General features: G+C 40.2%; 15 protein-coding genes and 4 pseudogenes. 9 read left to right on the forward strand and 10 right to left on the reverse strand.

The window, feature by feature from the left end; translation table 11 throughout:
* Positions 1-119: 119 nt before the first annotated feature.
* Positions 120-332, forward strand: a complete 213-nt coding sequence (locus V8V91_RS24095) for a DUF2892 domain-containing protein (RefSeq protein WP_373397608.1) — start codon at positions 120-122, stop codon at positions 330-332.
* A gap of 148 nt (positions 333-480) precedes the next feature.
* Positions 481-1,868, forward strand: a pseudogene (locus tag V8V91_RS24100) (Gfo/Idh/MocA family protein).
* A gap of 125 nt (positions 1,869-1,993) precedes the next feature.
* Here V8V91_RS24100 and V8V91_RS24105 read toward each other — a convergent pair.
* The 5 genes and pseudogenes from V8V91_RS24105 to V8V91_RS24125 form a co-directional block, all read right to left on the reverse strand.
* Positions 1,994-3,237: pseudogene (locus V8V91_RS24105) on the reverse strand (DUF2264 domain-containing protein).
* Between the two features lie 12 nt (positions 3,238-3,249).
* Positions 3,250-4,113 (reverse strand): DUF1080 domain-containing protein, encoded by an 864-nt coding sequence (locus V8V91_RS24110; RefSeq protein WP_373397609.1) that lies wholly within the window; start codon positions 4,111-4,113, stop codon positions 3,250-3,252.
* A 1-nt stretch (position 4,114) separates the two neighbouring features.
* A complete protein-coding gene (locus V8V91_RS24115) occupies positions 4,115-4,294 on the reverse strand; it encodes an endonuclease/exonuclease/phosphatase family protein (RefSeq protein WP_373397610.1) in 180 nt (59 codons plus the stop codon).
* Positions 4,222-4,392: a hypothetical protein gene (locus V8V91_RS24120; RefSeq protein ID WP_373400863.1), complete on the reverse strand. Its 171-nt coding sequence runs from the start codon at positions 4,390-4,392 to the stop codon at positions 4,222-4,224. Before V8V91_RS24120 ends, V8V91_RS24115 begins: the two co-directional genes overlap by 73 nt.
* 169 nt (positions 4,393-4,561) lie before the next feature.
* Positions 4,562-4,906, reverse strand: a complete 345-nt coding sequence (locus V8V91_RS24125; RefSeq protein WP_373400800.1) for an endonuclease/exonuclease/phosphatase family protein — start codon at positions 4,904-4,906, stop codon at positions 4,562-4,564.
* 232 nt (positions 4,907-5,138) lie between these two features.
* Between V8V91_RS24125 and V8V91_RS24130 the strand changes: the two genes are divergently transcribed.
* The 3 genes from V8V91_RS24130 to V8V91_RS24140 are packed head-to-tail and all read left to right on the forward strand — an operon-like array spanning position 5,139 to position 6,792.
* Positions 5,139-5,648: a hypothetical protein gene (locus V8V91_RS24130; RefSeq protein WP_373397612.1), complete on the forward strand. Its 510-nt coding sequence runs from the start codon at positions 5,139-5,141 to the stop codon at positions 5,646-5,648.
* Positions 5,609-6,214 (forward strand): hypothetical protein, encoded by a 606-nt coding sequence (locus tag V8V91_RS24135; protein WP_373397613.1) that lies wholly within the window; start codon positions 5,609-5,611, stop codon positions 6,212-6,214. The genes V8V91_RS24130 and V8V91_RS24135 overlap by 40 nt, the downstream gene beginning before the upstream one ends.
* A gap of 29 nt (positions 6,215-6,243) precedes the next feature.
* A complete protein-coding gene (locus V8V91_RS24140) occupies positions 6,244-6,792 on the forward strand; it encodes a hypothetical protein (protein ID WP_373397614.1) in 549 nt (182 codons plus the stop codon).
* A 59-nt stretch (positions 6,793-6,851) separates the two neighbouring features.
* On the opposite strand, the gene V8V91_RS24145 is transcribed toward V8V91_RS24140, so the two are convergent.
* A complete protein-coding gene (locus V8V91_RS24145; RefSeq protein WP_373397615.1) occupies positions 6,852-7,469 on the reverse strand; it encodes an FMN-binding negative transcriptional regulator in 618 nt (205 codons plus the stop codon).
* Positions 7,470-7,566: 97 nt separating this feature from the next.
* On the opposite strand from V8V91_RS24145, the gene V8V91_RS24150 reads away from it, so the two are divergent.
* The 3 genes from V8V91_RS24150 to V8V91_RS24160 are packed head-to-tail and all read left to right on the forward strand — an operon-like array spanning position 7,567 to position 9,826.
* Complete coding sequence (locus V8V91_RS24150) at positions 7,567-8,457, forward strand: AAA family ATPase (protein ID WP_373397616.1); 891 nt, start codon at positions 7,567-7,569, stop codon at positions 8,455-8,457.
* Positions 8,458-8,474: 17 nt separating this feature from the next.
* Entirely contained in the window at positions 8,475-9,323 is an 849-nt protein-coding gene (locus tag V8V91_RS24155) for a hypothetical protein (protein ID WP_373397618.1), read from the forward strand.
* Positions 9,287-9,826: a helix-turn-helix domain-containing protein gene (locus V8V91_RS24160; RefSeq protein WP_373397619.1), complete on the forward strand. Its 540-nt coding sequence runs from the start codon at positions 9,287-9,289 to the stop codon at positions 9,824-9,826. Before V8V91_RS24155 ends, V8V91_RS24160 begins: the two co-directional genes overlap by 37 nt.
* A 50-nt stretch (positions 9,827-9,876) precedes the next feature.
* Here the strand turns inward: V8V91_RS24160 and V8V91_RS24165 are convergent.
* A pseudogene (locus V8V91_RS24165) lies at positions 9,877-11,521 on the reverse strand (carboxylesterase/lipase family protein).
* A gap of 89 nt (positions 11,522-11,610) precedes the next feature.
* Here V8V91_RS24165 and V8V91_RS24170 point away from each other — a divergent pair.
* Complete coding sequence (locus tag V8V91_RS24170) at positions 11,611-12,309, forward strand: NUDIX domain-containing protein (RefSeq protein ID WP_373397620.1); 699 nt, start codon at positions 11,611-11,613, stop codon at positions 12,307-12,309.
* Between the two features lie 24 nt (positions 12,310-12,333).
* Here V8V91_RS24170 and V8V91_RS24175 read toward each other — a convergent pair.
* The 3 genes and pseudogenes from V8V91_RS24175 to V8V91_RS24185 all read right to left on the reverse strand — a co-directional run.
* A pseudogene (locus tag V8V91_RS24175) lies at positions 12,334-13,080 on the reverse strand (DUF4421 family protein); the annotation flags it as partial.
* A gap of 446 nt (positions 13,081-13,526) precedes the next feature.
* Positions 13,527-14,114 carry a M20/M25/M40 family metallo-hydrolase gene (locus V8V91_RS24180; RefSeq protein ID WP_373400802.1) on the reverse strand — a complete coding sequence of 196 codons (588 nt, stop codon included), beginning with the start codon at positions 14,112-14,114 and terminating at the stop codon, positions 13,527-13,529.
* A 2-nt stretch (positions 14,115-14,116) separates the two neighbouring features.
* A complete protein-coding gene (locus V8V91_RS24185) occupies positions 14,117-15,061 on the reverse strand; it encodes a M20/M25/M40 family metallo-hydrolase (RefSeq protein ID WP_373397621.1) in 945 nt (314 codons plus the stop codon).
* Positions 15,062-15,226 lie beyond the last annotated feature (165 nt).

Genomic DNA, 15,226 nt, shown 5'->3' on the forward strand with positions numbered 1-15,226 from the left:
CCGATAAATCAATCTTTTATGTGACATAAGTCATGAATTTCTTAGGGAAAATAGGCTAGGTTTATTGTGTTGAAAGCGCTTTTCAACTGAACCGTAAAATCAACCAAACCTTGGAAATCATGAAAAAGAACATGGGAACAATCGATAGAGCAATTAGATTGGTAGTAGCAGCAGTTTTAGTACTACTATACTTTTCTGGAATAGTTTCAGGAACTTTAGGGATTATTTCATTAATAGTTGCTTTGGTATTCGCCATTACCAGTATCGTAAGCTATTGTCCATTGTATGCTATCGTTGGAATCAAAACATGCCATCATCACTCGGTAAAATAGAGTTGTTTAGAAATACTAAAAATATTAAAACCAGAATGAATAGATTCTGGTTTTTTTATGATGTAAATTCACCGTCTGAAAGAATTTAAAGTTGAAAATTTCAATATTTACCATACTATTGAAATTTGAATCCAAAAAATACCAATTCATGAAGAATAACAAACGAAGAGAATTCCTAAAAGCTTCTGGTCTTGCAGGCTTAGGATTAATCGGAGCCGGATCTGCTTTTGCAGAAACTAACATCAATGAGCTGCCAGGACAAATTCAAAAATATGCTGGAAGAGCTCAGAAATTCAATATGTCTGGATACGCTGCACCTAAAATTGAGACTGTAAGAGTAGGGATTGTTGGTTTGGGAATGAGAGGCCCTGGTGCTGTAAATCGTTTGAGTAAAATTGAAGGCGTCGAAATTAAAGCCCTATGCGACTTGATGCCAGAAAGAGTGGAGAAGGCCAAGGAGCAATTAAAAGATACATCTCATAACCCAGATGGTTATTCCGGGAAAGTCTATTCCTGGAAAGAAATGTTTGATCGTCCGGATTTGGATTTGATTTACATTGCTACTCCGTGGGAATGGCATACTCCAATGGCTGTTTATGCCATGGAAGCGGGCAAACATGCGGCTTGTGAGGTGCCTATTGCAAGAACTTTAGATGAATGCTGGCAATTGGTGGAGACTTCTGAGCGTACCAAAAAGCACTGTATGCAATTAGAAAACTGTTGCTATGACTTCTTTGAATTAATGACCTTGAAAATGGCAAGAGAAGGGTACTTCGGAGAGGTTTTACACGTAGAAGGTGCCTATATCCATGATTTGCTTGCGCTTAACTTCGATAAGAATGGATACCAAGGTATGTGGAGATTGAAAGAAAATTACCGAGATGGAAATTTATACCCTACCCATGGTTTAGGTCCTATTTGCCAAATCCTGAATATCAATCGGGGTGATCAGATGGATTATTTAACTTCTGTTTCATCTAATGATTTTATGATGAAAGAGAAAGCGGAAGAATTGGCTGCCCAAGATAATTTCTTCTCTGATTTTGCTACCAAAAGCTATAGAGGGAATATGAATACCTCGGTTGTGAAGACAAAAATGGAAAGACCATCATGATTCAGCATGATGTGACCAGTCCAAGACCTTATTCAAGACTTCATGTCATATCTGGTACCGAAGGCTATGCACAGAAATACCCAAGTCCTAAAGTATCAAGAGGGCATGGTTGGTTGAATGATGAGGAGTATAAAGATTTGGAAACAAAATACACTCCGGAAATTGTACAAAAAGTAGGAGAGTTGGCCAAGCAAGTTGGAGGTCATGGAGGAATGGATTTCATCATGGACTGGAGATTGATTGACTGCTTGAGAAATGGTTTGCCCTTGGATCAGGATGTATATGATGCAGCGCTTTGGAGTAGTATTTCTCCATTGAGTGAATGGTCTGTGGCCAATCGCTCTAACTCCATTGATGTGCCTGACTTTACTGGAGGAAGTTGGAAAACCAACAAGCCAGTGCCAATTACATTAAGAGGATAAAAATTGGAAGCCCGATAAGTACTTATCGGGCTTTTTTAATGTTCGAAGGAAAAGAGTGATTTTTTCTTTTGAGTAACCTGTATGATGGTATGGAGTCGAACTAGGGCCTCTTCCCTGTTCAGTTGTTAGATTGCATGGTCTCTCTTTTGATCCTCTCCCTTCCAAATTTTTTTATTGGTCCAGTCCTCTGCTGGGTCTGTCCAGAAAGGATGACTTGCAGGAAGACCTAAGGGTAGGAATCCAAGTGAACAAAGGTATAAACTACCTGTACTGATATAGGGCTCTGCAAGGCCCGGTTGGTGTCCTGCTAATCCCAATTGCAGCCAATTGTTTGAATCAAACGTACCCTTTGGCGAAAAAGCCGGGTATATACATGGGTCAAAGCAGCTCTTACCTGCCCGTTGCTCAGTTCTTCAGGAAGCATTTCCTTCAGGGCCAATTCTGCCAAAGGCTGGAATGCACCAGATCTGTAACAAATAGATCTTCCAATAGCTGGGTACGTTCCTTCCGGAGAGATCATCAATTCCAGTTGTCTCCCAAATCGTTGCATTCGTGTTTTAGCTTCTTTCAAATCAGCCTCGTAGGCTTTTTGTTTGGTTACAGCTACTTCTAATACTTGGATGAGCATGGGTTGTATGACGTAGGAATTGTAATAGTCTAGGTGGAAATTAGGTCCATCTCCGTACCATCCGTCTCCAAGGTACCATTCCATGTGTTTTTTAATGGCGAAATCCATTCTCATCAAATCCCCTTGTTCTCCAACAGAAAACAAAAAGGCATCAATCATGGCACCAAAAAGAATCCAATTATTATAGAATGGCTTGATGGCCAGCTTTTGAGCATGAAGCTCCTTGATCAACCGTGCCTTGGTCTCCGCTTCCAAAGGCTCCCAAAGTTGCTTTGGAGCGCGCATGATTCCATGGACTAAAAATGCCCCATCTACTAAGGGCTGAGCACCTTTGGTCCAATTGATGTAATCAGGAGAATCCGGATCTACTGCATGTTTGATGCTCAGCAGGGCTTTTTCTCTCAATTCCTGTTGTATTTGAGCTTCCTCACCACCGATTTCCTCCAACGCTAACCAAGGAGCCAAGCCAGCAAGCAGCCTTCCTATGGCTTCTAAGTAAGTGACTGTGTCCCGATCGCCGTAGGCATCCTTAGGGATTTCCACAGGCATGGATGCTGTAAGCTTTCCTTGGGACATGGCATCTAAAACCGGATGGGATATTTTATATAATAAATCTGCCCAGACTTTCCTGTCGGATGCCAGGGGAATTCTGTTTGATTGGCCTTTCACCTGATTTGAAAGGCCTATGGCTGCACCAAGAGCTGGGACAGCCTTGATAAAGTCACGTCTTTTTATCGTCATTTAGGATGGTAATTATTCTTTGGAAGCAGAAAGTAGGTTGATTACGGCTTGATTTAATTGCTCATCTTTTCCTATCAACTCATCTAATTCTACAATGGATACTTTTCTAAAATCAATGGGATGACTTTCACTTTGAAGAGAAATGTAACCTTCTTTGATCATCTGTCCATCAATTTTTACCGCAGGGTCAACAGGTGAGACATTGCCACCGCCGATTTGGGGTTTATTGTAACTGAAAACCGTATCCATCCCTACCATATGGTGAACCACAGAATCGTTCAACACAATAAAGTTGGCCGTTACCCATTGGTCTCCTGCATAGGTTTTTGAAGAGGAATTAATACAATGTGGCGTGAAAAGCGAATCTGCCAAAACTACATTGGTTCCAGGAGTACAGAGATTACAGGTGCTTCGTTCATCTGTCCCGTTCCCTCCTAAAAATTGAGCTTCTATTGAAATAGGGAAGTCTTGGTCTACCAGCATGGTTCTGGGGTCCTGTCCGTGCAGCATTGCTCCACTGTTCCTCCATGCCCAACCTTCTCCTCCTGTTGCTTGCTCTCCCACAAATCGGTATTGGACTTGAAGGACATAATTGGAGAAAGATTCATCATAGAAGATATGGCCATATTGCCGGTCGAATTGATCGTATCCATCATAGCGTACCTGCATCATTCCGTCTTCTACCCGAAATGTATTGGCAAAGTTGTCATTCAACTCATGCTTGCTGATTTTGATCATCCAATTGTCCAGGTCCTTTCCATTGAATAACTCTCTCCACTCAAGTTTTGGAGTTTCTTCTTCCACTGAAGATTGGGTGCCTGAACTACAGGCAAAAAGAGTAAGGCAACTCAGTGCCAAGCTGATAGATTTTTTCATATTATTTCAGTTGTAATGTGACAAGTACTGGATAATGATCCGAATGAGGAACATTCAATACCTCGTAGGATAAAAGTGAAAATTTGCTCGAGTTATACCATACATAGTCTATTCTCGCTCCATCTTCCTTGGATCCATAGGTGGGGGAATAGGGGTAGGCAATGCACCCGCGTCTTTCCAATTTCCTTTGATACTTCGATATTCTTCGGAAGTAGGTGTAAAATTTAAATCTCCTACCCAAATTGTTGGTAGGCTTTCTTTTTTAGCTTTTTTGCTCACTTCCGTAACTTGGGCAATTCTGTTTTTTTCAAATTGGTGGCATAAGTGGGTGCCGGCAAATGCGATTTTAGTTCCGGAGTCTAAGGTAATGATAGCCCATGCCGCGGCTCTGGGTTCGCCCCTTCTGGTATGGACAAGTTTTGAGTTTCAAAAGTAGCCGGATTTTTAATCAGCAAGCCTTCTCCATAGCCCCTTCTGCAAAATCCATTGCTTTTGCAAAATAGCCATGGTACCCAGTTAACTCCGCCAGTTGCTGTACTAAATCTACTTTCGTGCCATAAACTTTTGCGGTTCGGGTAGTCATACTGTCCACTTCCTGCATGGCTACCATATCTGGGTTAAGTTCTTTGATCAATGCCGCAATTTCATCCAGGTTAGGTTGCCCTGGATTAAAAGGGTTTTCACCATGGTAAATATTGTAGGTTAGAATTTTTACTAGTTCATTTTTGTCCTGAGCAACAAGACCACCGCTTAGCAGACAAAAAGAAAGCAGAAAGAAAAAGTTTTCATTAATTCATGTAGGGTTGGGTTTTCAATTGAAAGGTAAAAAGGAATACATCAAATTCTCCAGTTTCCTTGGTGAAAGGTTGATTTTAAAGGATGAAATTGATTTTTCATCGAATTCCATTCTGGTTGAGAATAGGCTTTGATAATATAAGAGGCTTGATTTTGTATTTATCAATTGATTGAATTCAATAAGAGAAATATCCTGTAGAATCAACTATATTCAGGATAAAGTTAGTTAAATGAGAAAACTCGGGATAGCACTTATTTTGCTTGTTGTAATAGGTATAGCAGGAACGCATTTATTGGAAAATTGGCTTTCCCAGAGAATTCCCGAAATCCTCAATGAACAAGAGGATAGGGATTATGATTTACTGATTGAAAATATCAATATCCATTTATTGCAAAGTAAGGTTGATTTGCATGGGATCAGACTGGTTCCTCTAAAAGATTCCGTAAATACAGAGGTGAGTGGTTCCTTAAGAGATATTTCCATGTCAGGAGTGGACTTGATGAAAGTGATTTTTGACAAAAAGCTAGAAATTTCGGAATTGAAAATTAAGGAGCCTTCCTTGCGATTGATTCAGAAAAACAAAAAAGGAACTGCCCAAGAGAGTTCTATGGCTTTCCAATTATTGTTTCAGGACATTATTTCTAGGGGGAGATCAAGGATTTTATTCTTGAAAATGGCAATGCTGAATTTTTTAGGGATGTGGATAGCTTGGTTAGAGTTGGGCAATTCACCGATTTAAATTTAGAAATCAAAGATCTACAATCTGATTCAGCTTTGATCAAAAAAGATATTCCATTCACGTTGGAAAGCCTCGTAGCCAATCTTAAGAATATTCAATACGCAGTGAACTCAGATCAACTTCTAAAAGTGGAGGAGCTAACTTATCATTCACAGGAAAATTCGATGGTTTTTAAAGGGATTGGATTCACCTATAATTCGGGTTTGCTTGGTGCTTTGAGTCAAACCGACATTCAAAAGGACTTGATTGAATTTGAAGTAAAAGAATTAAAATTGACTCATATTGATACGAAGAGCAGTATCTATGGGGATTTGTCTCTGATTGCTGGGCTGGCGACGATTGACAGTTTGGAACTCATAGATCTTAGGGATAAAAACAAGCCCAGGCCATCTGAACCCGTTAAGCCCATGTTTGAAGGGATCATTGAGAAGATTCCCTTTCCTTTGAGACTAGATACGATCAGAATTCAAAACTCCAAGATCTCTTACCAAGAAATCGGGGAGGGAATACCGAACCGGCTGATTTGTCTTTTGAAAATGTTTCGGCCGAATTATACAACGTGCTGACTACCGATTCATTACAGCAAGGTAAAACCATGACATTGAATTCCAGGGCTAAGTTAAGAGGGCATGCTGATGTGGAAATGAACATTCAGGTTCCCTATGGAAATGACGTGTTTCAATTAGATGCAACAATAAGTGGATTTAATCTTCCAGTTATCAACGAGCTATTTGCCAAGATGGGTAAATTCAAAGTTGATTCTGGAATTCTTTTAGGGTTAAGATTGACCATGGATGCCCAGAAATATTCATCCAGAAATACGCTTGCTTTCGATTATAGGGAGTTGAAATTGGCAATGATTCCTGACGATGATTCCAAAAAAGGCTTGAATACTTTGATTAATTCAGCCGCCAACTTATTTACTTCAAAGGAAAATATTCCTAACTCCAATAATTATAAAACAGCCAGATATAGTACCAGTAGAAACGTGTACAGAGGTCCTTTTAATTTGATATGGGAATCCTCCAAGGAAGGATTGATAGAAATAGTTCCAGTCGGCATCGCCAGAACATTTATAGGCGGGAGGAAAAATAAAGAGGCCTCCTCCTTGGTGTTTTTTGGTATCCTACCTGCTCTGGTTTGAGCAGGTTTTGAGGCTTCTTAATTAGGCAAGGTGAGGAGGGTTAGCTTAATGAATACCTGTTATTTTTTCTTTCGTTTGACCATCTCTTTTGCGACCTCCTGATCTAAGGTGTACTGACTATCCTCTAGATGATTAATGATATTTTGGTAATTGGTTTCATCTCTATTTTGAGAAAGTTTTGCACTGGCTTGTACCTCATTGATTTTTATTTCTATCCCAATTAACCCTTTCAATTGACTGTTGAGGTATTTTTCGCTCATGCCTTCGACGCTAACTCGATTGGGCCTTCCTGCCTCAAAAGTATGGACGAGAGATTTGAGGTGTTCCATCAACTCATCCCCCTCGATAATCCGGATACTCCCATAGATGTGTACAGCCAAATAATTCCATGTAGGCACATTTTCGTGATTGTACCAGGAAGAGGATATGTAGGCATGTGGACCTTGGAATAGAACCAATACTTCCTCTTCCCCCAAATGCTTCCATTGTTGATTGGCTTTTGCCACATGTCCAGATAAGACCGCATCTCCGTTTTTGTCTTTGCTTAAAAGTAATGGGAGGTGGGTTGCCCATGGTCTTCCATCTACTTTGGATACCAATGTTGCAAAGGGATTCTGCTGGATTAGGTAACTTATTTCCTCCTCGTTTTCCCAACGATTAATAGGGTGTATATACATTGCTTGAAAGATTGTGGGCTGAAATTAAAAAGGAAATTTTGAAGAAAGAGAAAATCGGGCTTATTTCACCAATCATCATTTTTATTATTTTAGTTATATGAATAGTCAGTCCACTGATAAACTTGAGTTTGCTGCAAAATTTGTCAATAATACCAATGCACCGATATTCTTGACAGGGAAGGCAGGAACTGGGAAAACCACATTTTTACGAGATCTGGCGAAGCGTACCCATAAAAGGCATGTGATCTTGGCTCCAACTGGTATAGCTGCATTACATGCCAAAGGAGTGACCATTCATTCACAATTTTTGCTTCCATTAGGAAGTTTTTTGCCTGTGAGAGAACCTGAGGGAAATTTTACAGATCAATATGGATTCTATACCCAGCATACCTTAGGGAGAAGACACCCTTTGAATCAGCTCCGAAAAAGTGTATTAAAAGCAGTGGAACTATTGGTGATCGATGAAGTCAGTATGCTTCGAGCAGATGTCTTAGATGCCATCGATTACAGGATGAAAAGTGTCAAAAGGAATTTTAAAGAGCCTTTTGGAGGAGTCCAGCTATTAATGATCGGAGACTTATTTCAACTGCCTCCTATCGTCAAAGATGAGGAATGGCAAGTGCTCAATCGATTTTATAATAGCATGCATTTTTTTGAGGCCAAAGCCTTGCAGAATTCAGGGATGGTATACCTGGAACTGGATAAGATTTTCCGTCAACAAGATGATCAGTTTATCAATGTGCTCAACCACTTACGGGATAATCAGGTGACGCATGAAGATATTCAGCTTTTGAATAAACATTATAAAACAGCGGATGAAATCGGTGAATTGGAGGATTACATCACCATCACCACCCATAATTACAAAGCGGATCAAATCAATCAAAAAGAGATGGGGAATCTGACCGGTTCCTCCAGTTTTTATGAGGCGGATCTGGAAGGTGATTTCCCGAATCTTTATTTCCGCTTCCACAAAAACTTGAATTAAGGGAAGGAGCTCAGATCATGTTCGTGAAAAATGACAGCTCTGGAAATGCATCCTACTTCAATGGTAAAATCGCCAAAGTGCTACATCTCAAAAAGAATGAGATTTTGGTCGAAATGCAGGATACCCATGAGGAATACATCTTGAGGAAAGAAGTTTGGGAAAATAAAAAATACGTGGTCAATCCGGATACCAAGGAATTGGAAGATGAGGTGGTGGGGACATTCGCTCAATACCCTATCAAATTGGCCTGGGCGGTGACTGTTCATAAAAGCCAAGGCTTAACCTTTGACAAGGCTATCATTGATGTAGGAAGAGCTTTTGCTCCTGGACAGGTTTATGTGGCACTATCCAGGCTAAGAAGCTTGGAAGGCTTGGTGTTAAGAAGTAAAATCCAATCAAACTTGGTGTATTCTGATCACCAGGTAGTCAACTTTTCTCAAAGTGCCGGAAATCAAGCTGACTTATCAGGTTTGTTGCTTCAGCACCAATATCGTTACCTGGGGAGTTTGGTGGATCAAACTTTTGATTTTGTGCCTGTTTTGAGGGAATTGGAAAGCTTCCAAAAAGAGCAAAACAGCAGTATGGAGTTTGAGGATGTTGAAATGCAAGTAACTGTTCCCGAGGTTTTTGAAACCATTTCCAAAGAGGTAGGAAATACGGAAAAGTTTAGGAGACAGCTTCTCTTTTTACTTCAGGAAAAAGAATCAGAAAAGCTCCAGGAAAGAATTTCAAAAGGAGGTCAATACTACCGAAACCTAATCGCTAATTCCTTGAAAAAATCATTTCTCAGATGGGAATGGCTGAGCAATTTTCCAGAACTAAGAAGTATTTGGAAGGCTTGGAGGCGATTGAAGAGAGTTTGTTAAGAAAATACTTGGAAATCAGTAAGCTAGGAAGGTTGATTGAAGTGATTTCAAGAGGAGGTGTTCCAGAAAGAATGGAGGATTTAGAAGAAGAGATGCTGAGCTTGAGAAGGCAATTTATCCTGATGGCCAAGGAGCATGCCGCAGATAAAATAAAAGATATAAAGTCTAAAACCGGCCGTAAAAAGAAAGGGACTTTAAAACCCAAAAGGCAAAAAGGAGATTCTCAAGAGGTGACTTTCCAGTTCTTTCAAGAAGGAAAAACCATCCAGGAGATTTCTAAGGAACGAGGATTAGCCCTATCTACGATCAAAAGTCATTTGGCTTATGGGATTGAAACAGGTAGGGTAGAATTGGAGGATTGCCTAACTCAAGATGTCATAGCTGAAATCAGGGACCAATTGGAAAAGCAAAAGAGCATGAGTGATTTGAGAGCATTTTTTGATGGGAAATATGATTATGGAACGCTCAAAATGGTCATTGCAGGGAATAAGGTAGGTTTTTAAAAAATAAAAGGGGAGTCTTTAGAACTCCCCAACTCGGAAACGGGAATAGATTAATCGTTAATGTTTCCGTAGTATTTATCGTGAAATTTATATCGCGCCTGATCTTGTGCTTCTATTTGCTTACCCTCCACGTCAATGATCATGCTGGCAGGGGTTTCATCTGAACCTACTACCACATCCCAAGTTGGAAGTCCCTCTCCATTTGGATTTCCAGTTTTAATGAAATTGGCAAAATATTCCATCATTGTTTTAGATACTTGGTAGTCCTCTGCTGTCCAAGCATACGCATCTACCAAGTGAAGGTTACCCATCGCATATTCAATTTCACAGGCATGGGGAGCACCGATAGGTTCTGGCATCCTAGGTCCCCCTTCGATTGTTCCTCCCGCAAGTCCAGGTGATAAATTAGCGTCCTTAAGAGGTGGACGAAGTTTGCTATATAAATACCTATAAACCGGTTGGTTTGAATTTTTCGCATGTAGGTCTAACCATTTCCAGGTGCTGTATGCAATAAACCGATCTGCTGCCAAGTGTGTAGCAGACCATTCCACTTCGTTCATATCACCATGCGGATGGAGCCTCAAAACCTCTTCATGGTCGTTTGGGTAAGTTTGCTTTACCACTTCAATAAATGCTTCAGGGGTATAGGGTTTGCCTTTCATAAAAGCCATTCCGGGGATTTCTGCTGAGTTCCACCCGGCAAGCAAAGGAACCATTGCCTGTTCTTGAGCTTCAAATATTTCTGGTAAAGTATTAGGTAAGAAATATCCATCAAGCACTACCGGGAACCCAAATCTTTGGGATTCATTGTAGATTTCATACACTTCTTTAGTAGATAAATTTCGTAATTCATCCAAGCTTTGATACCCTGCTTTGGAAGCAAATTCAGCTCCAGTTTGTTCTGCTTCTGCTAAACTAACAGGTGCCAAAGTAGGATTAATTCCTGCTCCACTTTCTCCAATGGCTCCATCGATTAAATCTTTGGAAAGGGGGAGGCCATTTGATAACTTACAGAGATAGATCCAGCAGATTCACCTGCTATCGTTACTTGATTAGGATCCCCTCCGAATGCTTCAATATTTTCCTGAACCCATTTCAAAGATGCCATTTGGTCGAGGAGTCCATAATTTCCGGATGCTTGGTAAGGAGATTCAGCACTTAGTTCCGGATGTGCCAAGAAGCCAAATACGTTCAATCGGTAGTTCACTGTGACTACCACAATCCCCTTCTGGGCCATAGCTTCTCCATTGTATCTAGGTTCAGAGCCATCTCCAGCCACATAGCCTCCTCCATAGAAATAAACCAGTACCGGAAGGTTTTTGGTATTTCTATCAGCGGGTGTCCACACATTCAGGTATAAACAGTCTTCGCTTAAACCATCGGATTTAAAATCCATGTCTCCAAATACAGGAGCTTGTACTGCCCTGGGTCCAAATTGGGTGGTTTTTTAATTCCTGACCAATTGTCAAGAGGCTGAGGGGCTTTCCATCGAAGTTCGCCTACTGGTGGTTTTGCGAAAGGGATACCAAAGAATTTTTGAATCCCTGATTTGGTATCAAAAGACCCTTCTATAATTCCGTTTTTTATTTTAGTTTGCACAGCAAATGCATTTAGGTTTTGGGCTTTCAGTTTGAAAGGAATAGTAACCAAAAGTGCTAGCGTAAAAATCTGAACTAGTTTGAAAGCAGATTTCATAGGATTGAGTTTATTGTATCGTTGTGAAACAATGGTAATTCCTTATTTTTACAAATCCAATAGATAACCTAGATTTTCAAAGAAAACCCATGTCATTACCCACCAACGAATACATCCCTCACATTTCTTATGATTCCGTCATTTTTGGCTTTTCAGGGGAAAAGCTGAAAATCCTTATTCTCGAATACCATAATATGAAGACCTATGCGCTTCCAGGAGGATTTGTTAAAATGGATGAACCTTTGGATGATGCTGTAAAAAGGGGGCTTACTGAGCGAACTGGCTTAGATAAAATTTACCTGGAACAGTTCCATACCTTTGGCTCTATGCAAAGGTTCAAGCCTGAAATCATGCGTAGAATTTTGGAGGAGCAAGGTCATCAGGTGGAGGACCATTGGATGTTGGGAAGATTTATCACAGTTGGTTATTATGCCTTGATCAATTATGAAAGTGTGACCCCTACTCCTGATGCCCTTTCTGATTCCATCGATTGGTATGATTATGATCAATTACCTGAATTGATGATGGACCATCGGGAATTGGTGGAAAAAGCCTTAGAGCATTTAAGAATTCATTTAGATCATAAGCTATTGAGCTTTAATCTCTTGCCAGATAAGTTCACAATGAAAGAGCTCCAACAGGTCTATGAAGCTATTTTAGGGGAAGAATTGAATAGAGCGAATTTCCAGCGCAAAATGTTGAGTCTTGGTATCTTACAAAGGCATGATAAACTATACACCGGAGGCTCTCACAAAGCCCCTTATTTGTACAGCTTTAAAAAGGCTTGAATTAATTTAAAATAGGCAGGGAATCTACGGTATCTCGCAGTTTTTTGGGAGCAAATAATCGGTACCCCACATGGACCTGCATGTACCTCCAGTTGGCATTGGTGACAGAAGTATTCTGTTGTTTAAATCTCCTGTTTTCTGCAGTGACGTAGAATCCTGAAAAAACCGTTCTCCATTATATCCTATTGCTCCTCGGGCATCCCATTTGAAGACTCCATTATTTTGTCTCACCTCAAATCTTTCATCAACTGTCCTAGTAATAACCTTAGAGGAAAGTAGCCCATATCCTAATGCTGCACCTGCAGATGCATAAAATTGTTCATTAAACACATAGGTGTAATAATAACCGGCATTGGCAATGATTTCAAGATTATTGGATTTTTGAGAGGAGGCAGTGCCCGTCAGTTCTTCTCGGTTGTCCACGATGTAGTAGCGGTATAATAAAGTAGGTAAGAAAGTGCCTGCGCTTTTAAGCTGCTGTTCGGTTCCCGAAATTAGAGCATTCGTAGAAAAATGTGGGTTGAAATTATATCCCGTAACGCCCTGAATACTCCTATAATGTAAGTTCGGGAATTGGATGTAAGGATCTCCTTCTTGCCAATTGGGATCGTAATCGGAGGTGTTTTCCAAATAATATCTAGTGGTTCTGGTGTAGGCAAAAGATTGTACCCAATGAGTGAAATTGAGGTTAAAATTAAACCCAATCCCCGTGGTTTTGCCTTTTAGGATATCGTCATCATTACTGGAAATGAATCTTGGGATATAATTAAAACCTGCTGAAAGAAATCAATAGTTTAGGTTAAGCCTTAAATTAGAGCTCCCATTTGGATATATGTTCGTGACGGTGGGGCCTGCATCAATGGAAAATCGTTCGTTATCATTGACGAAACTCAACCTCAATACAAGATAGTTGTTCATTTTCTCAATAAACCCATCTTGAACCACTACCCCAATGGATCCAGGAGTCGTGTCCGTTTTACTCGATTCCTTTTCTTTTGGAGGCCTGGTAAATCCTTTCCAAGTGAATTCCTATTGGAATTGCCATTTATAGAAGTGTTATGGGGTGAATTGAAGGCTTCATCTCTAGTTGAGGGCTCTTGACTATAAGCATGGCCTTCCATTGAAAAAAATACAATAACCCCTGCCACAAAAATAGTACAGTTCATGATCAGAACATTTGTTGTATTTTCAATTTAAATATTGATGGCCATATTTCATCACTTCTTTGGAAGGGAGTCCACGGTTTTTTCGGTTAGGATTGCCATGATTGTGGTGATTCCTTCTTTATAATTTCCTAGACGGATATTTTCATTTGGACTGTGTTGGTTGTTGTCAGCATTCACTGTAGGAATGGTTACAGCGGGAATACCTAAGGCATCCACAAAAGGAGAAATTGGAATAGAACCACCAGAAATCCGTATTTGAACAGGTTCTTTTCCAAAAGCCCGATTCATAGAAGCCCGGAGCCATTGTCCTGCTTCAGAGTCCAAAGGAGTTCTGAATGCCTGGTAGGATATTGAAAAATCAACTTTGACAATTTTTGGGTAGTTCATTCTTTCCTCATCACTGGGATCTTTGGTTACGATATGGAAGCCTTGTTCCTCGATGTGGTTTTTAACCAATCCAAACAATCGCTCTGGATCTGACTCTGGAACCAATCTAATATCAATCTCGGCGACGGCAGTTGCAGGAACAATGGTTCTAGCTTCATTTCCTACCCATGCAGATGCTAATCCTCTGATATTCAGCGAAGGGTATTGGATGCTTTCCTGATAAGTTTGTCCTACGTTGTCAGTTCTTCCTATTCCTAGCTTTTTTGGATGGCTTCTTCATCATCTGGAACTTTCGATAGAATTTCTTTTTCTTCAGCTGTCAATTCAATTCCATCGTAATAGCCTGGGATCAACACTCTTCCATTTTCATCTTTCATCGAAGCTAATAATTGGGAAAGCAGTAAGGCTGGATTCGGAGCATAATTCCCATAATGACCGCTATGTTGTGGGAATTTTGGTCCATAGGTAGTCAAAGTCAAATCGGAAATACCTCTCGCACCAAAACTTAATGTAGGCTCATTGCTTATATGCCTTGGACCATCTAAAATCAACATCATATCCGCAGCTAATTTCTCTTTATATTTTACAACAGCTCCAGGTAATTTTGGGGATCCTTGTTCTTCTTCAAAGTCCAAAATGATTTTTACATTATAATCAGGCGCAATATTTTCTTTTGCCAACCCATCCCAAGCGGTAAGAAACATGGCTACTGGTCCTTTGTCATCCGAAGTGGATCGGGCAAATATTCTCCAATTTGGATCATACTCATGTCGAAGCTTGGAGGTGGGGATAATTTCCCAATCTCCATGAGCATTTTGAGATTTAAGCACAGGAGAGTAGGGATCCTCTTGATTCCATTTACTTCTATCTACAGCCTGTCCATCCATATGGAAATAAAAAAGAATGGTTTTGGTAGCTCCTGGAGAACTTTTTCCAACCAGTAGCAATGGAATTCCATCTGTGGCAAGTCGTTCGGTAGTCCAGCCCCTTTCTCCAAACTGCTTTTCACTCCATGCAATGTTTGTCTCAATTTGCTCCGGATAAAATGCATCGTTGGGCATACTGACAATTTCTTGCAATAAGGATAATCCATGTTGCCAATTTTGCTCCGTTAAATCTTTGAGCGCTGCTTTCTTTAATTCTTGGGCAAAACTCTGAAAGTAAATAAAGGATACAGCAAGGAGTAGTATTTTTTTCATAAGGTATCAGGTTGGATTTGAAAATAGATAAATAGAAGGCTAAATGAAAGAAGCATTTGCTAATTGGTGACTTTAAAATCTGGAGGGATGCGTATTTTGCCATGTAATACTCTGAATAATATGGCTTTAGGATTAGGAGCTTTTCAGTCTATAGCTTATTTTAGA

Source organism: Algoriphagus halophilus (assembly GCF_041729275.1).
GTDB classification, from domain to species: Bacteria; Bacteroidota; Bacteroidia; order Cytophagales; family Cyclobacteriaceae; genus Algoriphagus; species Algoriphagus halophilus_A.